Below are 23,581 nucleotides of genomic sequence, written 5' to 3'. Positions count from 1 at the left end.
CCTCAATCCCGATACTCCTGCGCTCCCCTATTTGGGACTGCAAAGATAAGAACTTCTTTTTAACCCGCAAATTTTATTATCTAAAATTTTAAAGTTTATTTCCAGATCTTCTCTCTTTAAAGTATACTGTTTCTGCTTATCTAAAAGCCCTTCTGCGCTTACTGAAGCTCTTTCGTTTTTCAGTGGGGCAAAGATAGAAACTTATACCTTACACAGCAAACTTATTTAACATTAAATTCATATCTGATTAATATTTGATGCTAAAACGCTGGCTGGTAAGGCTAAAATTTTTAAACAAATGTTTGGTCAGAAAAGAGCGGAGAACCAAAATAACACTAATGAGGGGAAAATGATATGATTTACCTATATATATAAATAGACATCTATATTATATAGCGTAGAGGGAAACGCCTATTATCTCTTCTCTCCTATTTATATTGTATCTATTTATTCCTTTTATTCAACTTTTCAACTATAATAATAGATGTAATAATGATAAAAACCCGAATCCTTTTTTTTCTATTGCTTACATTTGTATTACATTCTGAATTTTAAGGAATGAAATGCGTTTATATATGATTGACGAAAAATATAAGGAAACAGTTTATACTGATACCAATCACTACGAATATTCTACAATTACCCATGATGAAAATAAAGTCAGAATTTATACCCTGAAAAACGGACTTAAGGTTTTTCTTGCCCAGAATTTTGATGCTCCAAGAATTCAGACCTTTATCCCGGTAAGAACAGGAAGTAATAATGATCCGGCGGATAATACCGGCCTCGCTCATTATCTTGAACATATGATGTTTAAAGGAACTTCAAGGTTAGGCACTCAAAACTGGGAAAAGGAAAAAGTGCTTATTGATCAGATTGCGTCATTATATGAGGAGCATAAAGCTGAACAGGATTCTGAAAAGAAAAGAGAAATATATAAAAAGATTGATGAAGTTTCTCAGGAAGCCAGCCAATATGCTATTGCCAATGAATATGATAAAGCAATTTCTTCGTTAGGAGCCAGTGGAACCAATGCCCATACCTGGTTTGATGAAACGGTTTATAAAAACAATATTCCAAACAATGAGCTTGAAAAATGGCTGAAAATAGAAAAAGAAAGATTCTCTGAAATTGTACTGCGACTTTTCCATACAGAACTTGAGTCTGTATATGAAGAATTCAACAGAGCACAGGATAATGACACAAGACTCGTCAATTATGAATTGATGGATGCTTTGTTTCCTACACACCCTAACGGTCAGCAAACAACATTAGGAAAGCCTGAGCATTTGAAAAACCCTTCTATGAAGGCTATTCATAAGTATTTTGATGAATATTATGTTCCTAATAATTATGCAATGGTATTGGTTGGAGATCTTAATTTTGAAGAAACTATCCAGATGATTGATCAATATTTTGGAGCTTTACCATATAAAGAACTTCCTAAAAAAAACGCTGTAGTTGAACAGCCCATTACTGCTATTGTAAAAAGGACAGTAAAAAGTCCTACTACTCCACGTACTCAGCTGGCATGGAGAACTGACAGCTATGGAACAAGAGAGGCAATGCTGGCAGATATTGTTGCTAATATACTCAGCAACAGAGGTGAAGCTGGATTGTTGGATCTTCATATCAATCAGACTCAGAAAATGCTCTGGGCTCAGGCTTTTTCTGTAGGTTTAAAGCAGTATGGATATTTTTCTATTGTTGCTGTACCTAAAGAAAACCAAACTCTGGAGGAAGCGAAAGATATGGTACTGCAGGAAATTGAACTGATCAAAAAAGGAGATTTCCCGGATTGGATGCTTCCGGCGATCATCAATGATTTCAAGCTTCAGAGGATGAAAGGACTTGAAACAGCAGAAGGACTTGCTACTACTCTTTATGATACTTATATAAAAGGGATAACATGGGAACAGGAGCTGAATGAAATGGATGAATATGCTTCTTTTACGAAAGTGGATGTAATGGACTTTGCCAATAGCTTTTTCAAAGACAACTATGTGATAGTAGATAAAGAGAAAGGAGTGAATGACAGATTAATCAGAGTTGAAAATCCTGGTATTACTCCTATTAAAATCAACCGTGATGCACAGTCTGAATTTTTAAAGGAGATTCTATCTGATACAACGGAGGATATAAAACCTGAATTCATAGATTATCAGAAAGAAATTGCAACAGACAGCCTTAAAGGTAAGAAATTGAGTTTCGTCAACAATAAATACAACGACATTGCTCAGCTGCATTTTATTTTTCCTTTTGGAAGTGACAATGACAGGGATCTGGGTATTTCAACTCAGCTTCTCCAATATCTTGGAACAGACAGGCTTTCTCCTGAAGATTTAAAAAAGGAATTCTTCAAAATCGGGATCAGTAATGATTTTAAAACAACTAATCATCAGCTGATCATCTCCTTAAGCGGACTTGAAGAAAATATTGAAAAGGGTATTAATCTTCTTCAGCACTGGATGCAGGATGTAAAACCAGATCAGGAAATCTACAATCAGTTTGTAGGGACTGTACTGGAAAACCGTGAGGCCGTAAAGAAAGATAAAACCAGAATAATGACCGCGCTGACCAATTATACAAAGTTGGGAAGCATTTCCCGTTTCACGGATATCATTTCCAAAGAGGAACTTGAAAACACCAATTCTGTGGTCTTCACAGACCGAATGAAAAAGCTTTACAAATATCCTTATCAGATCTTCTTCTACGGAAAAAGTTTTGAAAATTTCAAAGAATATATCGGACAGTATATAGAGCACGAAAGTCTTGAGATGCCTGAAGCCAAACAGTATCCTGAACCTGCTACGGGAGGAAATGTACATTTCATCAACTATGATATGGTCCAGATGGAAATGACTCAGGTTGGAAAAGGACATGAAGTCAACCCGCTTCACTTTGGAAAGGTCAATGTATTCAATGAGTATTTTGGACGAGGATTATCTTCTATTGTTTTCCAGGAGATCCGTGAAAGTAAGAGTCTTGCCTACTCTGCCTATGTTTCTTATTCTGCTAATTCTGAATTGAAACATCCTGACTATATCACAACTTATATTGGTACGCAACCCGATAAGCTGATGATAGCAGTGGATACCCTGAATGAACTGATGGACGATCTTCCTGAAGTGCCAACTCAGTTTGAAAATGCAAGAAATGCCGCACTGAAGCAGATTGCTTCTACGAGGGTTACCAGAAATAATATATTTTTCAATACTTTAAGATTAAAGAAACTAAATATCCACCACGATTTCAGGAAGGATATCTATGAACAGATTCAAGGGCTGAAATTTGAAGATATTAAACAATTTTATCAAGCGGAAATAAAACCAGTCCATTTTAATACGGCCATTATCGGTAAAAAGGAAAACCTGAATATGGAAGCTGTCAGTAAAATGGGAACATTTAAAGAAGTAAGCCTGAAAGATATTTTTGGTCACTAAAAAGACAATCCGCTCTACATTTTTGTTGAGCGGATTTTTTATTATTGAATATTGAAAGGTTGAATACCTTCTTTTTATCATTGATTATGTCATCATACAATCTCCATCTCCATCCTGATAATGAGGGTTGAAATTTTTTGGAAGTTCTCGCAGCAGGTCTTTATGAAAAAGGTATTCTCGTTTGAAATTACGCTCGTAGATCTTTGGAAATGATTTTGACTGACTTATAGCATCATTGAGTTGGGTTTGGTAACTGGTAAAACCTTTCACTTTATTTTTAACAATAAAATAACTTAGAAACCGTACAACCTTGTCCAAATCAGAACTGGAAAAAAGATAAGGAATTTTAAGGTAGCCATCACGAAGCTGTAATAATAAACAAGCTATCAGAGTATCCTTTTCATCATATATCTTCACCCAGAAATAAGAGAAAACCTCAGCAAAGCTCGAAAACAAATATCTCTCCTCTGCCTTTCCTTCCAATACCCAGGGGTTATCTATGAATGTATTTATTGTTTCTGCATCGCGCATTCCGGGATTTTTTTTAATAAAATCAGCACTTTCCACATCAATTCGATCCAGGATTTCGTAGTGAAAATCCGGTTTTTGTGTTTTTAAATTTTTTACAGAGATCAAAGAATTGGCGGCGGTATCAAGAATATGAAAAAGAGGTTTCAATACTTTGGTATCTGGCTTTTTTTCAGGAATAATAACTGCTGCATCTGTCCTGAAATAATACCTCTTTCCTTCTTTTGGGAAAACATCATCAAAAACTCCCATAATGGTATACAGCGCTTCTGCTTCTTTGGTAAATTCTGTGATAGCAATCTTTCCTTTGTATTCTTCAAATACTTTTTTCAGCAGTATTTTTGCTGGTCTTTTTTTTCTGAATTCCGGATTTACATATAATGTACTCAGCCAGGCATAATGAATTATGTTTCCATCGATAATCAATTGGTCCGGAAAACATCCTACGTATGCCACTAACCGGTCTTCAAAAAAAGCAAGAATAAGAAGGGTGTCTTCATCTAATGCCTTTGGATTCTTAATTTGTGACAAGGCACGATGCTTTGTAATCGGGAGAAAATCGTACTGCTGATAAGCACCGGATAAGACAAAATCTTCCAGTTCTTTCCTGTTGAATGTTTTCAGCTGTATCATTTTCTTAGAATAGTATTTTTGTTAAGCAAACTTTTCAGTCTGAAGTATGCTGTTTGCTTTTTCAGTACTTTTTGTCCGCTCTCTCCCATTTCCATTGGTATTCTCTGGAAATTCATTTGTACACTGTCCAATTTTATTCCTGCACATCCAAAACTGCAATAGATTTCTTCATTTTTAAAAAGTTCATCGAAAAAATCCTTCTTTACCCCGAAATCGGTAAAAGGAAATGCAAAGCTTTCATACAGGAAACCATTATCTTTTAAATAAGCAAAAGTACGGTTAGTGGTTTCCATCTGATCTTTCAAAGACAGATCACCATATTTAGGATGATCCCAGCTATGCGAAGAAATACCGAATCCTTTACTAGTAAGTATTTTTAATTCTTCGGTGGTCAGATAGGGACTACGTTCTTTTGAATAGGCTTTGAAATCTATTTCGAGCTTTTCGGCAAGAACTTCCAGTATATTTTTTTGCTGATAACTGATTTTTAATATTTTTTGCCGTACTGCTTCTTTTGTTGAATTATTTTGAAGTGAAAGCAGAGGGTATATTTCAGAATCAATCACCTTCTTTTTCTTCACAGCATCGATAAGAAGACTAGCTTTACACCTGAACATCATATCTTTGTTATCAATAAAGGCAGGGTTTACAAAGTTGCACGCGTAAATTCCTTTACGTTCCAGGATAGGAGCTATCGTATCATAAAATTCGCTGAAACCATCATCAAAAGTCAGCAAAGCAATCTTTTTCTTTGTTTTAAAGTTCCCGAAAGTAAAGTCCTTAAATTCCTGCCAGTCTACAAACTGAAAGTATCTGGATAGGTAATCGAGATCTTCTTCAAACTGTTTTGTATTTTTATATTGGATTACATTCCGGATATGGGGAAGCTCTTTATCAGAAACAGTATGATAAAGTGGCAAACAGTAATCCAGCGGAAAAGATTTCCCGAGATGATCTGTTTGTAATCCCGCCAGTAGATTGATGATCCTTTCTTTCATCCTAATCAAAATAAAAAAGAATCTATTCGAAAGTGAATTCAAATAGATTCTTAAAGGTATAACTTTTAAAAATTATTTTATAATCTTCATTTCATCAACAAGCCACTTGGAATCTGCAAATTTCTCAATGATGAAAAGGATATATTTTGTATCTACCATAATGTTTCTACTGAAACGAGGGTCATAGTTGATATCACTCATTGTTCCTTCCCATTGTCTGTCAAAGTTAAGGCCTACAAGATTTCCGTTGGCATCAAGAGCCGGACTTCCCGAGTTCCCTCCGGTAGTGTGGTTAGTAGCTGTGAATCCTACCGGGACATCACCTGACTTATCTTTGTAGTTTCCAAAATCTTTTTTATTGTAAAGATCGATTAGTTTTTTAGGAACATCAAACTCGTAATCTCCAGGAACATATTTTTCCATTACACCAGCTAAGTGAGTCTGATAACCATAAGAAACAGCATCTCTAGGAGTAGATCCTTTCACTTTACCGTAAGCTACACGAAGTGTAGAATTGGCATCCGGGAAGAATTTTCTGTCTTTATCAGTCTGCATCTGCTGTGCCATGAATTTTTTCTGCAATGCATCAATTTTAGTCTGCATTGAAGTAAACTGAGGATCTGCAGTTTTCATGTAAGTTTCTTTCATAGAAACATACAATTGATAAATAGGATCTTTTTTCAGTGTTTTAATCAGCTTGTCCTGATTAGAGAATGCTTTTTCAATGTCTGCATTTAATGCTGCTCCATTTACAGCAGTTCTTCCTGTAATGATAGAGTTTTTAGACATATCTTCCACTACAGCAATGTTTGGAGTTTCATCTTTATATTTGTTGAAACCAGCCGGTAAAAACTGAGGAGCAGTTTTATTAACGTATAAAGCCAATAGTTTTGCAGTCACCTTAGCATCCAGTTCTGCACTGTAATCTTTGTAGAAAGAGGCTAGTTTTGATTTTAGTTTGGTAAGTTCTTTCTCATCCATTCTTCCCGCTTCTACGGAAGTAATAAAGTCGTAATAATCACCTGCCAGCTTCAATGTTTCTGCATTTCTTACCACTTCTGTGTAATAAGCATTGTTTAATGCAAAAGGAGCCTGATCATTGTACAGTTTGTTCAACTGATCTAAAGTAGTCTTGATCTCAGGGTTTTTAGAAACCAAAGATCCTTCATACATTACTTTTTTCTCAACGGCATTGGATTTTTTCAATCCTTCTACCTCTCCTATCCATTTTTTCCAGTAGTTGGCTACTGAAGCATATTTTGAAGCATACTTGATACGGGTTTCGCTGTCAGCACGCATTTTCTCGTCCAATGTTTTTAAAGCAACATCACGTACAGCAATTCTTGCAGGATCAATTTCCTTCATGATTTTCTCCACCGCTACTGCAGGAAGATATTCTGTAGTTTTTCCCGGGAATCCGAATACAAATGTAAAGTCGTTTTCATTTTTATCTTTGATGGAAACCGGAAGGTAATGTTTCGGAACGTAAGGAACATTGTCTTTTGAATATTCTGCAGGCTTGTTGTTTTTGTCTGCATAAATTCTGAACATTGAGAAATCTCCGGTATGTCTAGGCCAAACCCAGTTATCAGTATCGCTACCGAATTTCCCTATGCTTTGAGGTGGTGCCCCTACAAGACGAATATCTTTATAAGTCTCGATGGTATAAGCGTAGTACTTGTTTCCATAGTACATAGGTTTTACCATGATCGACTGATAAGATTCAATTTTTTGAGAGTTTTTGTAAACCTCAATATTATTGTTGATCTTTTTAGTAAGTTCAGGTTCTGTAAGATTGTCTGTCCCTTCTAAAATCGGTTCTGTCACTTCTTTTATATCGACTATAAAATCTACTTTCACTCCCGGATTAGGAAGTTCACCCTGGGTATTTTTTGCCCAAAAGCCATTTGAAAGAAGATCATTCTGAACTGTAGAATGAGCCTGAATCTGGCCATATCCACAGTGATGATTGGTTAATAACAATCCTTTAGGCGAGATGATTTCTGCAGTACACCCACCATTAAACTGTACAACCGCATCCTTTATGCTTGGTTTCTGAGGGTTGAAAATATCTTTAGCAGAAATTTTCATTCCCAAATCCTTCATTTCCTTTTCATTCAGCTCTGTAGGAATCCACATTCCTCCATATTGTTGTGCAAATGCCATTGCAGCCGGCAAAAGAAATACAGATAAAAGTATCTTTTTTGTCATAATCAAAATTTTGCCCGAATTTACGAAGAAAAATACGAACAGGCTTCATAAAACGCCTGGAATAGTTGAAAATGGAAAATTGAAAGTTGAAAATGATCCATTAAAAATGGAGAATAGAAAATTTGAAGTGAATATATCAATGATCAATTCATTGCGTTTGTCAACTTTTTTAAGAGCATTAAGATTATTGAGTTCAACAAAATAAAAACTCATTATTTCCTCTTAAGCTTGGCATCCTCCTTCATATTTCTTACCACATTCTTCATTTTCCACTTTCAATTAAGTATGGCTTATTTTTTGTTCATTGGAAAAAATTACTATTAAAAACAATTGTTATGATGAAAAGCAAAGTGCTTATTGCCGGAATTGGGGTATCTTTATTTTTGTCCTCTTGTACTAAGAATGAAAAAGCAGGTAAACCCACCGTCTCTGTAGCTGATTCAGCTACAGTGGTTGAACCCCCACCATCAGACAGTATAACAAAGGCTACTCCCACTGCTGCAGGTGATACTTCTGAGAATGCGCTGGACTGGGCCGGTACTTATGACGCAACGGTTCCTTGTGCTGACTGCCCTGGAATAAAGACTTTATTAACGTTGAATAACGATAGAACCTTCAGTATTACTGAGGAATATATTGACAGAAATTCAAAAAATCAGGATAAAGGGCCTTTTACATGGGATAACACTGGAAGCATTATTACATTAAAAGGTAAAACAGCTAACTATCAATATAAAGTGGGTGAAAATATCCTCATTCAACTGGATATGGACGGAAAAGAAATTAACGGACCTAACCAGGATCTTTACATTTTCAAGAAAAAATAAAGGCTCTTGCCTTTATTTTTTTGTTTTTTAGAATTGATAAGCTATGATTTTCGGATCAGCTACCAATCGTCTGATTACCTCTTCATGATAGGTATTTTTCCCTGTAACAGTCCAGGTTACGGCTAAGCTTCCCTGTGTATATTGCTGTTTAAGCATTAAATACTTCAAATGATGTTCTTTAAAGATGTTCTCACAGTAGCTGATGTCTGCTGAATTGGTAACTGTTACTCTATATTCTCTTACTTTATGATAGTTATCTATAAAAGTCTGCAGATAGGTAAGCGCACTCAAAACGATAAGCACTAAAGCTGTTCCCAGAAGTGAAAGATATACATATCCGGAACCTACAGCCATTCCTATAGAGGCAGTTGCCCAGATTGTAGTTGCTGTTGTAATTCCTTCAATTTTATTTTCTCCTTTAAATATTACACCTGCTCCCAAAAAGCCAATTCCTGTAATAATATTCGCAGCAAGACGATCCGGATTAGCGACTCCTATTTTAATGGAAAGAACGGTAAAGAGGCAGGCTCCAAAGCAGACTAGAATAAAAGTCCGCAGCCCTGCAGATTTATTGCGGTATTCACGTTCAGCACCAATCAGCAGTCCCAGAATAACAGAAATAAATATCAAAAACAAATCGTTTTTAACGATATAGTGGTCCTGAAGAAAATCCATAGTTTATATTTTACACTAAAAATAAAATTACAATAAAAAAAATTACGGAACTATTTTTGATGCCCCGAATTTGTCCGGTTACTCAAACTGATTTCCCGGAAAACTTTTGTAATATTACATTCTAAATATTGGAAATCCTTTAAACATGAGGATTTCAAAGTATAATGACTAAAACGAGACAATAATAACCTCTATATGAAAAACCTGATATTCAGTGTAATTACAGTACTATTTGGAAGTACGGTTCTGCATGCTCAAAAAGCATTTAATGAAAATTATTCTTTTAAAAATGATATTTCTACAGTGGCTTTTGTACCTATTATCAATGATTTTGAAGATAATGATTCTATTACAAAAGATATATTAAAAGATACACTTCAATTAAAGTTTATTGATGTAACTGGTTTACGTACTAATCTGGATACAAAAACCACAGACATTTTAAAAAAAGTTGCTGAAAAAGATTATAAATCTAAAGAAGTAAAGACCTTTCCTAACCTTAAAACAATACTGAGTACGGAAGAAATAAATTATGTCAAAGAAAAATTCAGCAATGCGGACTTATTGATGCTGCCTGTTGTTTTTAATGTTAAACAGACTGTAGGAATTACTTTTGGGAATTCAATATTCCGTCTTTATGATTTAAATAACGGAGATTTTATTCAACAGTTTTCGGAAAAAATCAATGTTAATGTGGGCGGCAAACCAGGTTTTGCGATGATGACAGGCATGCTGCTCATCAGTGAAAAAAACTATTTGCTTAAAAATATGAAAAAATAATACTTATATAAAATTTCACTTATGGACAAAGAAATTTCACACTTCTGGTTAGGATATTTTAAAAATGAAGAAGACTTTTATGATTTTGTAGAAGAGGATGAAAATTATTACATAGACGAAGAAACTGAAGACCAGTATATCTCAAAGTTTGCAGAATCACAAAATATAAAATGGTTTGATGATGATTTTATTGAATATGGTTTTGAGGATGAGAACTTAGGGATCTACGAGAAGTTTTCTGAATATTCTTATGCTGACCAATGGCTTCCGGTGCTTGAAAGCAAGCTTAATGAGCTTAGCCTTGATACTCCTGTGAATGCAATTATTTTTGCCAGCAGATTTGTGATTCCCAATCCTGTTTCTGTAGATGGCGAGGAAAACAAACTTTATTATATTGGTGAGATAGAATTCGATGCTGAATTATAACATAGACTGTTAACATCATTTATTAAATGAATAAAAGGTTAGTTTACATTAATATTATCTTTATCCTGTTGGTAGCAACAGTTTATATTTGGGGATATAATTTAATGAATTATCCGGCGATATATGGCATCAACTTTATCATTAAAGATTGCAAATTAGAATACATGGCTGTAATATTTGCTATTACAGCTGTGGTTTCTTTTCTGGTTAGTCATTTACATACTAAAAGCTTTAATTTACTGAAGCGCTTTCGTGTCATATCCTAAAACTCATGAAGTTCTATTCCTCATTACAAATCGGAGATTATCATGATCTCCATTGCGAAGATGATCTGCTGATCAAAAAAATAAGTTCAAATAAAATGGTCTGCGCTGTTATGGATGGCTGCTCCACAGCTATGGACAGTCACTTTGCCTCTACCTTGGTGGGGAAGCTTCTGCGCAAGATTATCACAGAATGTGGCTATAAAGAATTATATGAAAAAGATATTCAGCGAAACCCTGATGAGCAGCTTAAGGAAATTGTAAAAGATCTGTTCAAAGAAATTAGTTTTCTAAAAAAAAGTCTGATGCTTGATGAAAAAGAATTACTTACTACTCTGATCATTATGCTTTACGACAGTGCTGAAAACAAGGGGATAATTTTATCTATTGGTGATGGTGTTGTTTGTGTTAATGGAAATATCACTGAATTTGACAGGGACAACAAACCTGATTATCTGGCTTATCATCTTCATGAAAATTTTGAAGACTGGTATAATTCTCAGCATCAGAAAATATTTTTTGATCAACTGGAGGATGTATCGATTGCAACGGATGGTATTTTAACTTTTTCAAAAGTTAAAAAAACTGTTTCTGAAGAAACGATTAACTGTATCGAATATTTAATGAAAGACCAAAACTACGAAGACACTGAGGAAATGCTCAACAAGAAAATAAAAAAGCTAGAGCATCATTACGGAATAAAACCGACGGATGATCTGGCTATAATAAGATTGATAAAGGAACCTCAACCTAATATGTAAGAAAAAGAAAAACTTCCGCCCAAGAGCAGAAGTTTTTCTCTTTTATGATGGTAAGATCTATCTGAAAATATTTTTATTAATGGGCTTCCAGCCAGTTATCTCCTACTCCAATTTCTACCAATAACGGGACTTGTGTTTTTAAGGCACTTTCCATTTCGGTTTTAATTAATTTTGAAGCGGCTTCTACCTCATCTGCCGGAGATTCAAAGACCAATTCGTCATGTACCTGAAGCAGCATTTTAGTTTTCAACTGCTGTTCTTCAAGTTCTCTGTCTATTTTGATCATAGCAATTTTCACAATATCTGCGGCACTTCCCTGCACCGGAGCATTTACAGCATTTCTTTCTGCATGACCTCTTACTACAAAATTATTGGAATTAATGTCTTTTAAGTGACGTTTTCTACCTAAAATGGTTTCTACGTATCCTATTTCACGAGCTTTACTTACCTGCCCAGCCATATATTCTTTCAGTTTTGGGTAAGTTTCAAAATAGGCTTCGATCATCTGCTTAGCTTCTGTACGGGATAAGCCGGTCTGCTCTGCCAAAGCAAAAGCACCCTGTCCGTAGATGATTCCGAAGTTTACGGTTTTAGCTTGGCTTCTCTGGGTCTTTGAAACTTCTTCCAAAGGAATTTTAAATAGTTTTGCAGCTGTAGAAGCGTGAATATCTTCTCCGTTCTGGAAGGCTTTGATCATATTATCTTCTCCTGAGATTTCAGCAATCAGACGAAGTTCAATTTGTGAATAATCGGCAGAGATAATTTTTTTTCCTTCTCCTGAAACAAAAGCTCCACGGATCTGCTGCCCTCTCAATGTTCTGATCGGGATATTCTGAAGATTCGGGTTTACACTTGCCAGACGTCCTGTAGCGGCTGTGGTTTGTGAGAAATTGGTATGTACCCTGTTATCATGCTTGTCAATCTGTGAAGGCAAAGCATCTACATAGGTTGATTTCAGTTTCTGATAGGTTCTGTATTCCAGGATATGTTTGATAATCTCATGTTTTGAAGACAGCTTCTGAAGGACGTCTTCTGAGGTTGCATATTGTCCTGTTTTTGTTTTTTTTGCTTTTGGATCAAGCTGCATTTTTTCAAACAGAATTTCACCTAATTGTTTTGGTGAGTTCATGTTAAATTCTTCTTCAGAAAGTTCAAAAATCTTAGCTTCCAGCTGTCTAAGATCGTTTTCAAGGTCAATACTTTCCTGCGCCAGCCATTTTTCATCCAGAGAAATTCCGGTGAGTTCCATTTTCGCCAGTACTTCCATCAGAGGCATTTCAATATTGAAGAAAAGCTCTTCAAGGTTTTCTTTTTTCAGCTGCGGGGCAAACAATTCATATAGCTGGAACGTTACGTCTGCATCTTCAGCAGCATAGTTAGTCTGTGTTCTAACGTCTGCATCTCTGAATGTTCCCTGTTTTTTTCCTTTTTTCCCGATAATGGTTTCTATAGACACCGGTTTATAATTCAGATATACTTCTGAAAGGTAGTCCATCCCGTGTCTTCCGTCAGGATTCAGCAAGTAATGGGCAATCATAGTATCAAACATCGCTCCTTTTACGGTAATGTCGTACTGTTTTAATATTTTATAATCGAATTTTAAATTATGAGCAATTTTCAGAAGGTCTTCTTTTTCAAAAAACGGTCTGAAAATCTCCAGAGTTTGTAATACATTCTCTCTGTCTTCTGATAAAGGAATATAATAGGCAAGTCCTTTTTTATAGGAAAAACTCATTCCTACCAGTTCTGCTTCCAGCTCATTCAGTGAGGTGGTTTCTGTATCAAAACAAACAGCTCTTTGTTTCAACAGATTATCCACCAGTTTTTTCTGAGCCTTAGGATTGTCTATAAACTGATAAAGATGATCATTCTGTTCTATGGTAGATTTTGTAGAAGTAGCCTGATCCAGTTCTTCGAAATTGGCAAATAGATCTAGCTGCACTGCCTGCCCCTTTACGTCTGTTCCTGCCGGGGTCTGTTTTACTTCAACTTCGCTTACGACAACAGTTGCAGTAGCTGCCGGAGCAAAAGCTCTGTAAAGGTTTTCATAAAGTCTTCTGAATTCTATTTCTTCAAAAACTTCTTTTACTTTTTCAAAATCGGGAGTTTCAAGATCATATTGTTCCTGATGAAATTCTACGGGTGCATCACAGATAATGGTTGCTAATTTTTTAGACAGAATACCACGTTCTGCTGAAGCTTCTACTTTTTCTTTCATTTTTCCTTTCAGCTTATCGGTATTGGCTAACAACGTTTCAATATTCCCGAATTCTTTAAGGAATTTCATAGCAGTTTTTTCTCCTACACCTTCCAGTCCAGGGATATTATCTACTGCATCTCCCATCATCGCAAGATAATCAATAACCTGTTTAGGGTCTTCAATTTCATACTTTGCTTTTACTTCTTCTACTCCCAAAATTTCTATATCTCCACCTTTTAAGCCTGGTTTATAGATTTTAATTTTATCTGTAACCAGCTGTGCAAAATCTTTATCCGGAGTTACCATGTAGGTAATATAATCTTCTTTCTCTGCTTTGCAAGCAATAGTACCTATTACATCATCTGCTTCATAGCCTTCCACTCCAAGAATTGGAATATGCATAGCTTCAAGAATTCTGTGAATATATGGAACAGCAATTTTAATGGCTTCAGGAGTTTCACTTCTATTGGCTTTGTAATCCGCAAAATCATCAGTTCTTACACTTGCCCTTCCTACATCAAAAACCACAGCCAGATGAGTTGGTTTTTCTCTTCTGATCAATTCAATCAGGGAGTTTGTAAACCCGAAAATAGCAGAGGTATCCAATCCTTTACTTGTTAATCTGGGATTCCTGATCAATGCGTAATATCCTCTGAAAATCATCGCATAGGCATCGATGAGAAACAGCCTTTTATCTTGTGTTGCGTCCATATTATCTATAATGAACAAATATATGAAAATAGGAGGGAAAATGAGAATTGAAAATGGAAAGTTAGAAGTGGAAAATGAGTCCGGAATTAATAAAAGTTTAGTACTTAACTGATTCCGCGTTCATTTTTAGGATAGATTATATACTGCTATAATTCATGCTCTAGCAGTCATGATTTTCGTAATTAAGCTTTTCCATTTTATCCTCATAGGTTCCCATTTCTTTTTTACTAATTGTTACTTTTTTTAGTTGTACAGGAATTTGTTTTTTAGTGTCCGGGCTTATCCAGGTTCCATTCATCATATCGCCTTCTTTTTTTAAAATCATCAAACCTGTAAAGCCTTCTTCCACGAGTGCAAATTGCTGTTTTATTCCTTCTGTAACATTTAACTGCAACCAGTTGCTTACTTTTTCGTAGCGGTACATTGCGTTGTAATAAGGATCTCCTCCACAGCCGTTTTCTACAGATTGTATAAATAATGTAATGGGCATTTTCCCGTTCACTGTTCCTTTGTATAAAGCGGAAGTATTCTGTGCCTGAATTAAAGTAGAGGATATGGTAACAAAAAGAATAAGTAAAAGTTGTTTAAACATTTTTTGTTTAATTTTTATAAATGATTATTGATAAAAGACAGAACAGTATACTCTGTGAGTATACTGTTCAACATTATTTTTTTATTAAAGTGTATTATTTACCTGATGAAGGCCATAATCCAGCGTACTGAGAAGTACCGTAGTCAATAGTTTCAGCACTGATTACAAAGCTGATCAGCATACTGTTGCTGTCTATTGCATCAAAGTCTACTTCATGCTGGATAACGTATCCGTTTTCCCAGTTCAAAGTAATTAAAGTACCTTCTTCGTGAGATTTGTTGAAGGTAATTTCTCCTTTTGTCGGCTTATACTTTCCGTTCAATAAGCTTTCAAGAATGTCTGATTTTTCAGTAGCTTCTACAGTAACTTTGATTAATGCGTTGGAAGGATCTGATGCTACACGTCCTGAAACGTCTGTAGATCTTGATACACTGTAATTCATTTTTAACAGTTTCTGCCCTTCTCCTCCGTTGAATTTTAAGATTCCTCTTGAATTTCTTTCTGCCATGATGTGTAAATTTTAATCGTTAATAATATTTTGTTATTCAATAATTATATAACAAAGATAGAGCCCCTGTTTTTGAAAAAAAAGCTTTTAAGAAGAAATCTGAAAAAGTGTAGTAGTTCTACGATTTCTTGTCGTAATTCTACGATAATAGAATTAAACAATTCTACAACTTACTATTAATAAATACTTTAACTTCAATTTAAATTCGAAACCAAAACATCAATCCACACACTATTAAGAGAAATACAATATGCTAATAGCTGATATTTACAAACAATAAAAGACCTTTACAGGTCTTTAAATTTTTAGGTCAAAACGGTATTAGATGATCTTACTTTAAGAATTGAAGTGTGACTCATCTCTGACTTCAAATGTTAAATTATTAAAGGAATTAATCATAATCTGGATACATCTTCTATTAACCTCCCAATAATTATTTTGCAAATTAGGTTTAGGACCGATGCTTTCAAAGTAGTACCATCCTTTTAATGTTTTAATAATGGCTACTGTAATGCTGGCATGAAAATTTTCATTTTCAGAGTCTAATGTTCCGACGATATTATAAAGGATGTCTACCGCCGGGTTTTGAATCTCTTTGCTTTCTACCCTTTCTATGGGTGTCAGTAATGCCTGTAAGTCGTCAATTATTTCAAATCGGGCCAATTGAGAGTTAACAAGAAGCTCAACGCTACCGAATTCTTCGGTTTTATAAAAAAAAGAATTAATTACGCCTCTGTTTTTCCCATCCATTGAATGCTCAAAAATATAATTGGAAAAGCTATGATTCGTATTCTTGTTATACTTTGCTTCCCATGACTGAGGGACAAAGAATTTTACAGGTTCTGTAAATTCATCCATAAACGGAGTCAATAGTTCAGCCATTTGCCAATCTGACTTATTAATTAAATCCCAGTTGGTTACAATCTGCAACATGGAAAGGCTTAAATCTTCATAGTGCTCTTCTTCACAAGTGGCTTTAATACAAAAGTAGTTGGCTCCCCCTTTTCGGTTATTATAATCTTTTAAAACTGTAAATCTTGAAATAATATTGGTTCCTGAAATATTTTTTTTACAAAGAACGTCCAGATAATTGCCGGTGCTTTTACCCTTTATAACTCTTTCTGCAATGATTTCTTCCCCCATCATTACGAGTTTCTTTTTGATCCAGTCTGAAGCATTCATTTCAAATTCATAATGTTCATAAGCTACCTGAACTTCCAGATATGGACTGTTATCATCTCTTACATATTGCCCTATATTAGTAATGGAAAGCTCATTAATTCTAACAGGCTCCAATTTATTGGGTTTTACACTATTTGGTAATATGGCCCAGTAATGTAGATTTTCATCACCTGTAGTATACAGGCATTTCCAAAAATTGGCTTGAAGATATTCTTTGGTGTAGGTTTGCTCTACAGGAAAACTATACCAAATATTTCCTTGAGTTGTTTCACTTTTCATTATAGATCAAATACAATTAATATTAAAATTGTTGCAATAGCTAAAATACCAAAAAAAAGAAAAGTAAACACATTGATCAGGGTTGAAAAACGGAAAAGTACAGCATAGGGCTGTTCATTCTGTATTCCTTTCACTATTGACTTTTCTCTGATTGTATCAAAAATATAAGCAACGCCAAATGTTGTCCACAGATATCCAAAAAGGATAATCATCGGCATTTGTACTTTCATTAGTATATGATAGTCTTTCCAGATGAATACGGAGGCTATTACGAATATTGAAAGTATAAAAAAAACTACTGCAATAATTAATTTTGATTTCATAAGAACTCCTTTTTATTTTGAAGCTCCAAAACAAATTCCATAGAAAACAAGGAAGCCTCCCAAAAAGAAGAGTAGCTTAATTCCTACTTTGATTTTCTCAACATTTCCAATAAAAAACCTTACCGGATTTCTGTCTATATTTTGGGAATTATACGTCTGATGAAATCTCACCAGCACACTATCTAAAATTGTATCCACAAATAACAAAACAAAAAAGCTGAAAAAGAATAATGCAACAACTCCCATACATATATTTAGAAACTGTTTCTCGTATACCAAGAGGCTGTTATCATATTTTGAAGCGTACATTAAAAAACTAAAATATGCTATAACTAAAAATAAAAGGCCGACCAATATCCCACCGCCTGTTATTAATAAAACTTTCTTTTTTGAATATAATGTAGGCAATTTAAAAAGCAATAAACCATACAAAATTACAAATGTAACATACAATAAAATCTTCATATTATCCAATTATTACGGTTGCGCAACCAGTTAAAATTTTTCCTTCAATCACGGAAGGAAACATCCATTCTTTTAAATTTTTTATTCCATTAATGATAGGCTTAGCACTTAAAGTGACTTCGAGGTCTAACTTAAGACCTACTAAAGCGGCAACTTTACCTCCCACATTTACTCCCAATTCATAGTCATCGGTATCATAATACATTCCTCCTTTACCTCCAAGTGCACCTGAGCCTCCTGAAAGTCCTACTTTAGCTTTTGTTTTTAAAACACCAAAGAAATCAGACTGCCCTTCATAATCTGCTTTAGCAGCTCCCATATCTCCGGATAATTCTGCCTGAAAGCCATATCTGTTGTCAGATCCTCCGGTTAAAACCTTAGCTTCAGCTTTTCCTTCGATATAGGCGATGTCACCTTTTACTTCACTTTTATGATAAAGAACACCTTCTTTACCTAAGTGAACTTCTGCATTTCCGGACATCATCGAAGCTTTTCCTTCTCCCTCAGCACCGTATAATCCATTACTTCCATAGATTCCACCTTTCAGCTCTCCTTTATATTTTGAAAATCCTCCGCTTCCTCCTATTCCCCCGTTTCCTTTTCCTAAAGGTTCATAGTCTCCTTTAACATTCATCTCAAATACGGTAAAGCCTAAAGTTCCGTAATCATAACTCCCGTCTTTCGTCTTATCTTCTCTATTGGCATAGGCTTCAAAGACTTTTAATGACATATTATCTTTTAATTTATGATCAATAGTTCCGTCGCTATTAAGTTTATCTTTAGGGATAATGCTCCAGAAATGATTATCCACCGGAGCTCCTGTAGGTCCTGCCGGGGGTGGTTGTGGTGGTGTACCGCAGCTTGTTTTATCACCCATTCTTGCAGCAGCTACTCCATTGATAAATACAGATGACGATCCCTCTACAATACTCGCGACTCCGTGAGAGGAACAAGTAATGGGATCTCCTTTTCTAGCAGCCGGTTTTCCTCCGATTAACACATTAAAACTTCCGGCAGTTATAGGTCCGGTATGAGCCCCCTGATCTACAAGTGCCCGTGCAGCCAGTTTTCCCATATTTAACTATTTATTTTTGTTACAGCGGCTTTTAATTCTGCAAGGAAACTACCAAACAGCTGAAGGGTTATCCCCGTCACTTTAGTAAGCACACCACCTCCTACTTCTGTATTATTAGTTGCTTTAAAGGTAGAATCTTTTGAAGAGATATCAAAAGTTTCAGTACTTTCCATTTTCACATTTTTACCATTTAAAGTCACGGTACCATCTGCCAACATCTTTAAAATACTCTCGCCAATCGTAATGGTTAAACTTGTTTTACCATCTAGCGTAATATTTCCGGCACTGTCCATTTCCAAAATACATTGTGGAGGCGCATCTTTTTTTCCCCCAACATTAATGGTATTTTTACTTCCGGCATTTACAGTATGATTCGAATTGGCATTAGTGGTCGCATTTCCGGCACCGTCAAATTTCATATTTGCACCTCCCTGGTCTGTAAGATATACAGAACCTTCCCCGTCATTAAGCTCTAACTTATTCCCACTACGGCTACTGAGGCTTTTTATATTATTTCCGACTCCACCACCTGCACCTACCCGACCATGGAACATTCCCCCCATCACAAAGGGACGATCAGGATGCTGATGTACAAAATTAATGATAACCTGATCTCCTACTTCAGGAATAGCCATAAAGCCTCTGTTCTTATTCACCTTTTTACTGCTTCCCGCGTCAGGTGTCATTACCCGGATAAATTCCGTTGTGTCCTGCCCTTTTTGCCAATCAAACTGAACACGGACTCTTCCCTGATTTAAAGGGTCTGTATTGGAAATCACCTTGGCAAATTGAGCATCTGCTCTTGGATTTTCAAATTCCGGACGTGGAATAAATCCTGTATCTGCAGCAATAGCTTCAAATTTCCCATCATAATATCCTCTGGCATCTACTTCATGCGTAACTTCAATAATCATCAGTTTGGTAAAATAAGAAGTCTCATTACTGTCAGCTTTACGCATTTCTATATCTGCAGGACAGCCCGGATATAAGAAAGGGACAGTAGTAGTTCCTGAAGTAATAAAAACTTCAGATGCTTTACTTCCGGCAGTTCCTTTCTGAGAAGCATCAATATCCATAAAAGATGATGCCTTGATTGGGGCTACTCTTAATGAAGGGGTTGTAAAGGTTTTTTCTGATATTTCATACGCACGCCGCGCAATATCTGATGTATGATTGATTTTTGAACTTCCGGCTGTAAGCTTTTCATTTTTGCTGCTGTTATATCCATAAAAACTAGGGCTTACATGCTGTGCTTTCATTTTAATTGAAATATCGCTTACACTACTGCCGTAAGTAAGTTTCACAGGTTTCTCCTGAGGCGGCAGTTTTCCAAAATGCAGAACCTCCCCATCATAGTAGAATTGCTCTCCATACGCTTCCGCCATTCTGGCAAGATAATTATAATGGGTTTCTTCATATTGGGAACTGTAGGAAACATTTCCGTGCTGGGCGTCTACCCTAAAGTCAAATTTATTCTGCCCCAGCCCTTCTCTGATCACATGATCTGCAATACTGTTTAAGCTCACAGGCTGACTTCCCCCAAAACTCTGAATGTGGGGTGCTGCATCTAAAAGTACTGTTGGGCTGTATCCTTTAAGAACTATATTTCCCAAACTACCTTTTTCCTGACTGAACCCGACTTCTGTAACGACTCCCACAAAGTTTCGCTCAGCGCCATTAGGAATATCTTTATATTTGAAAACTATAGTAATTCTTTTTCCCAAAAAATTCTGAGCCTCTTCTAAATTATGATTTTCCGCGCTTCCCAATGTATCGTGAGCCAGTGTCAAACTGAACTCATGGTGCTTTGCGGCACTTTGTACCAATTTAAAATGTTTAAAATACTTAATAATCTGACCTTCAATAACCACTTCGAGTTTTACGACACGGTTAATTCCGGTAATAAAACTTTCAGCAATGGCTTCTACATTATGTATTTTTGAGGTGGGCTGTTTTGCCCATACTTTATTTTCAACAATAGATGCTGTATTAGGAACCAAAGTCTGATTCATAAACATATCTGCACTTTGTACAGAACTTACAGTCTGCTGGCCAGTTTTTACCGTTTTTTTTGTTTTTTCGCCAACATTACTTATTTTTCCTTCAGCTTTTTCTGCAACATTCTTAATATGCCCCTTGCCTGCTTTTGTAGCATTGCCGGGGCTTTCTATTTTAATTTTCTTGTCATCCTGAAACATAGCATATTGTGTTTAAATTAAAAAATGTATACACTACCGATTGTACAGTATATACAAAATCGAAATATAATATTGATCAATCTTCCGGAGAAACTCTTACAGAGAATAGCTTTCGGGATATCATGATTCTTCATGGAAAAAACAGAACAGTATACCCTTACGAGTGCACTGTCCTGTACCAATTTTATTTTTACTAAGATGATGAATAGGCTTATTTGCCAGATGAAGGCCACAGTCCAGCGTACTGAGAAGTACCGTAGTCAATGGTTTCAGCACTGATTACAAAGCTGATCAGCATACTGTTGCTGTCAATAGCATCAAAATCTACTTCGTGCTGAATAACGTATCCGTTCTCCCATTTTAAGGTAATCAATGTTCCTTCTTCATGAGATTTGTTAAATACAATTTCTCCTACTGTAGGCTTGTATTTCCCATTCAATAAGCTTTCCAGAATGTCTGATTTTTCAGTAGCTTCTACGGTAACTTTGATTAATGCATTGGAAGGATCTGATGCTACACGTCCTGAAACGTCTGTAGATCTTGATACGCTGTAATTCATTTTTAACAGCTTCTGTCCTTCACCATTGTTGAATTTTAAGATTCCTCTTGAATTTCTTTCTGCCATGATTTGTAAATTTTAATCGTTAGTAATATTTTGTGATTCGGTGATTGTGTAGCAAATATAGAGGCTCTTTTTTTCTAAAAAAAACTTTTCAATATAAATCTGAAAATTTGTAGTAGTTCTACGATTTATTGTCGTAATTCTACGACATTGGATTTAAAACAAACACCAAAACACCTTTTAATAAAGGACTTAAGCAATAATAATTATTTCACGAAAAAGGAACATTTTACACAATAAAGAGATATAATTACAGTTTAAAGTGGAAATCTGAGAGACAAAAATGGGAAATTCATATTGAAGATTTAAAGTTTGGGGTTCAATATTCAGATATAAATTATTTACCCAACTTATAAAATCACAGTGCTAATCTTTCAGCTTTATAGTAGGCAAAAAATTCTCTGAAAATTGAGTAAAAATCCCGTATTTCAAAATAGTCAGGACTTGAACTTTCTATAGCATAGAAATGATTTTCCTTAAAGAGTTTTTTTATTCTTGTCTGATGATCGTATTGTGAAACTGAAATAATACTTTTGAAATACAGACTGTCCGTGATCCGGATTGTATTTTTAACCGTCATTTCAGTATTGTTCCCATAGTTATCTACAATGATATTTTCCTGTGGAATATGGTTTCTTTTCAGATACTCCTCCATTTTGTTTCCCTCCCAATATCCTTCTTTTCCTAATCCACCACTTACCAGGATCTTCTCTACCCGCCCCGCATGATATAGTTTAATACTTTGATCTAACCTTGATTTTAACCTTTCTGACAGCGGACCGTCTTCATTAATTTTGTTTCCTAAAACCACTGCCAGATCAGCTCTTCCACCTTTATCATCAAGCCCATCGAATATATATAAATGGTATGTGCAACAAACCAAAAAGCAGGCAATAAGAGGATATATTTTACATTTTTTTCATAAATTGAATTGATAAGATAAAGATAAAATAGCAACCAGCTCAATGAAACTGATTGCTATTAATAATTTTCTATTTAAGGTATTTCTTCTATGGAGTATTTCCTCCTTCTTTTATGGATCGAACAAGGATTTTATTTTTTCGTAACAGAAAATCCGGCATCAGATCAGTCGGAAGATAAAAAGGGCTTTCACCTTTTTTCTGTAGTTCTTCCACAATTCCCGGATTCCAGACCAGAATTTTGTCGAAATCAACTTTGAGTTCATCAGCAACAATTTTCAGATTAAACCCAGCATTAATTTCGGTTTCTGAAAGGTTTTCACTGGCTATTTTTCTGTTCCCGTCTTCGAAGAATATTTTATTTATTCTTGCAGAGTTATAGTTATTCAGCACGCTTTGGAGCTCTCCTGTAGCGTAGCACGCATTCAGGTATTTTTTCACATGATTAATGGTTTCTCCGGGAAGGTATTTATAAAACTCGTGATATTGAGACGAGCCTGCAGCCTGCATTGCCTTTGCAATATTTCCTTCACCACAGTTATAGGCGGCTACTACTGTCACCCAGTTGTTATATTTTTTATAGAGATTTCCCAAAGAGATGACGGCCGTTTTTGTGCTTTTATAAACATCTGTACGATTTTGCTCTGTAAGCCCATACTGATTGGCATGAGCGGTCATCAGCTGCCAGACTCCTACGGCTCCTGCTCCTGAGGTAATATTTCTGTCAAAATGAGACTCTATCAGCGCCAGATTTCTCAAATGCTTGGGAAGTCCTTTCTGAAGGAGTAACTGTTCAATAAATTCTACAAGATCTTTATTGGCATTAATAATTCCTTTGTATCTTTTTACACTGTTTTCCGAAGTATCGGAAGCGGCAAGAAACTGTCCGTTCACAAAAATAACAGTTCCCAATATCATAAAACCTGTAAAGATATTTCTGACAATCGTTTTCATCTTAAAT

At 35.5% G+C, this 23,581-nt stretch carries 20 protein-coding genes; 5 read left to right on the top strand and 15 right to left on the bottom strand.

Translation table 11 applies throughout. The annotated features are described in order from the left end of the window. Positions 1-575: 575 nt before the first annotated feature. A complete protein-coding gene (locus LF887_RS05105; RefSeq protein WP_236857723.1) occupies positions 576-3,443 on the top strand; it encodes a M16 family metallopeptidase in 2,868 nt (955 codons plus the stop codon). 84 nt (positions 3,444-3,527) lie between these two features. Here LF887_RS05105 and LF887_RS05100 read toward each other — a convergent pair whose 3' ends face one another. The 3 genes from LF887_RS05100 to LF887_RS05090 form a co-directional block, all read right to left on the bottom strand. Next, entirely contained in the window at positions 3,528-4,604 is a 1,077-nt protein-coding gene (locus tag LF887_RS05100; RefSeq protein ID WP_236857722.1) for a GNAT family N-acetyltransferase, read from the bottom strand. After that, positions 4,601-5,602, bottom strand: a complete 1,002-nt coding sequence (locus tag LF887_RS05095; RefSeq protein WP_236857721.1) for a polysaccharide deacetylase family protein — start codon at positions 5,600-5,602, stop codon at positions 4,601-4,603. Before LF887_RS05095 ends, LF887_RS05100 begins: the two co-directional genes overlap by 4 nt. A 72-nt stretch (positions 5,603-5,674) precedes the next feature. Further along, a complete protein-coding gene (locus tag LF887_RS05090) occupies positions 5,675-7,813 on the bottom strand; it encodes a S46 family peptidase (RefSeq protein ID WP_236857720.1) in 2,139 nt (712 codons plus the stop codon). 335 nt (positions 7,814-8,148) lie between these two features. Here LF887_RS05090 and LF887_RS05085 point away from each other — a divergent pair, with 335 nt between their 5' ends. Then, positions 8,149-8,640, top strand: a complete 492-nt coding sequence (locus LF887_RS05085) for a copper resistance protein NlpE (protein ID WP_236857719.1) — start codon at positions 8,149-8,151, stop codon at positions 8,638-8,640. 27 nt (positions 8,641-8,667) lie between these two features. Here LF887_RS05085 and LF887_RS05080 read toward each other — a convergent pair whose 3' ends face one another. Next, positions 8,668-9,315, bottom strand: coding sequence for an MgtC/SapB family protein (locus LF887_RS05080; RefSeq protein ID WP_236857718.1), 648 nt, complete (start codon positions 9,313-9,315; stop codon positions 8,668-8,670). A 195-nt stretch (positions 9,316-9,510) separates the two neighbouring features. Between LF887_RS05080 and LF887_RS05075 the strand changes: the two genes are divergently transcribed. The 3 genes from LF887_RS05075 (at position 9,511) to LF887_RS05065 (ending at position 11,545) form a co-directional block, all read left to right on the top strand. Next, on the top strand, positions 9,511-10,095 hold the full coding sequence (locus tag LF887_RS05075) for a hypothetical protein (RefSeq protein WP_236857717.1): 585 nt from the start codon (positions 9,511-9,513) through the stop codon (positions 10,093-10,095). A gap of 21 nt (positions 10,096-10,116) precedes the next feature. Beyond that, a complete protein-coding gene (locus LF887_RS05070) occupies positions 10,117-10,521 on the top strand; it encodes an immunity 22 family protein (protein WP_236857716.1) in 405 nt (134 codons plus the stop codon). 271 nt (positions 10,522-10,792) lie between these two features. Further along, positions 10,793-11,545 carry a protein phosphatase 2C domain-containing protein gene (locus LF887_RS05065; protein ID WP_236857715.1) on the top strand — a complete coding sequence of 251 codons (753 nt, stop codon included), beginning with the start codon at positions 10,793-10,795 and terminating at the stop codon, positions 11,543-11,545. Positions 11,546-11,621: 76 nt separating this feature from the next. Here LF887_RS05065 and polA read toward each other — a convergent pair whose 3' ends face one another. From polA to LF887_RS05010, 11 genes are all read right to left on the bottom strand, one after another. After that, a complete protein-coding gene (polA, locus tag LF887_RS05060) occupies positions 11,622-14,456 on the bottom strand; it encodes a DNA polymerase I (RefSeq protein WP_236857714.1) in 2,835 nt (944 codons plus the stop codon). A 160-nt stretch (positions 14,457-14,616) separates the two neighbouring features. Beyond that, positions 14,617-15,048 (bottom strand): hypothetical protein, encoded by a 432-nt coding sequence (locus LF887_RS05055; RefSeq protein WP_236857713.1) that lies wholly within the window; start codon positions 15,046-15,048, stop codon positions 14,617-14,619. A 94-nt stretch (positions 15,049-15,142) separates the two neighbouring features. After that, positions 15,143-15,556 (bottom strand): type VI secretion system tube protein TssD, encoded by a 414-nt coding sequence (gene tssD / locus LF887_RS05050; protein ID WP_230040876.1) that lies wholly within the window; start codon positions 15,554-15,556, stop codon positions 15,143-15,145. A gap of 336 nt (positions 15,557-15,892) precedes the next feature. Then, positions 15,893-17,017: a hypothetical protein gene (locus tag LF887_RS05045; RefSeq protein WP_236857712.1), complete on the bottom strand. Its 1,125-nt coding sequence runs from the start codon at positions 17,015-17,017 to the stop codon at positions 15,893-15,895. Next, positions 17,017-17,340 carry a hypothetical protein gene (locus tag LF887_RS05040; protein WP_236857711.1) on the bottom strand — a complete coding sequence of 108 codons (324 nt, stop codon included), beginning with the start codon at positions 17,338-17,340 and terminating at the stop codon, positions 17,017-17,019. Before LF887_RS05040 ends, LF887_RS05045 begins: the two co-directional genes overlap by 1 nt. Positions 17,341-17,352: 12 nt before the next feature. Beyond that, positions 17,353-17,586 (bottom strand): hypothetical protein, encoded by a 234-nt coding sequence (locus LF887_RS05035; RefSeq protein WP_236857710.1) that lies wholly within the window; start codon positions 17,584-17,586, stop codon positions 17,353-17,355. Between the two features lie 220 nt (positions 17,587-17,806). Further along, positions 17,807-18,880 (bottom strand): PAAR domain-containing protein, encoded by a 1,074-nt coding sequence (locus LF887_RS05030; protein ID WP_236857709.1) that lies wholly within the window; start codon positions 18,878-18,880, stop codon positions 17,807-17,809. 2 nt (positions 18,881-18,882) lie between these two features. Then, positions 18,883-21,078, bottom strand: coding sequence for a type VI secretion system Vgr family protein (locus LF887_RS05025; RefSeq protein WP_236857708.1), 2,196 nt, complete (start codon positions 21,076-21,078; stop codon positions 18,883-18,885). A gap of 211 nt (positions 21,079-21,289) precedes the next feature. After that, positions 21,290-21,703, bottom strand: coding sequence for a type VI secretion system tube protein TssD (gene tssD, locus LF887_RS05020; protein ID WP_236857707.1), 414 nt, complete (start codon positions 21,701-21,703; stop codon positions 21,290-21,292). Between the two features lie 355 nt (positions 21,704-22,058). After that, positions 22,059-22,583, bottom strand: a complete 525-nt coding sequence (locus tag LF887_RS05015) for a YdcF family protein (RefSeq protein ID WP_236857706.1) — start codon at positions 22,581-22,583, stop codon at positions 22,059-22,061. A 127-nt stretch (positions 22,584-22,710) separates the two neighbouring features. Next, positions 22,711-23,574 carry a lytic transglycosylase domain-containing protein gene (locus LF887_RS05010; protein WP_236857705.1) on the bottom strand — a complete coding sequence of 288 codons (864 nt, stop codon included), beginning with the start codon at positions 23,572-23,574 and terminating at the stop codon, positions 22,711-22,713. Positions 23,575-23,581: the final 7 nt, after the last annotated feature.

The sequence above is a fragment of the Chryseobacterium sp. MEBOG06 genome (genome assembly GCF_021869765.1).
Taxonomy (GTDB): domain Bacteria; phylum Bacteroidota; class Bacteroidia; order Flavobacteriales; family Weeksellaceae; genus Chryseobacterium.
The sequence above is the reverse complement of the archived record's forward strand: the minus strand, read 5'-3'. Positions and strand labels throughout refer to the sequence as shown.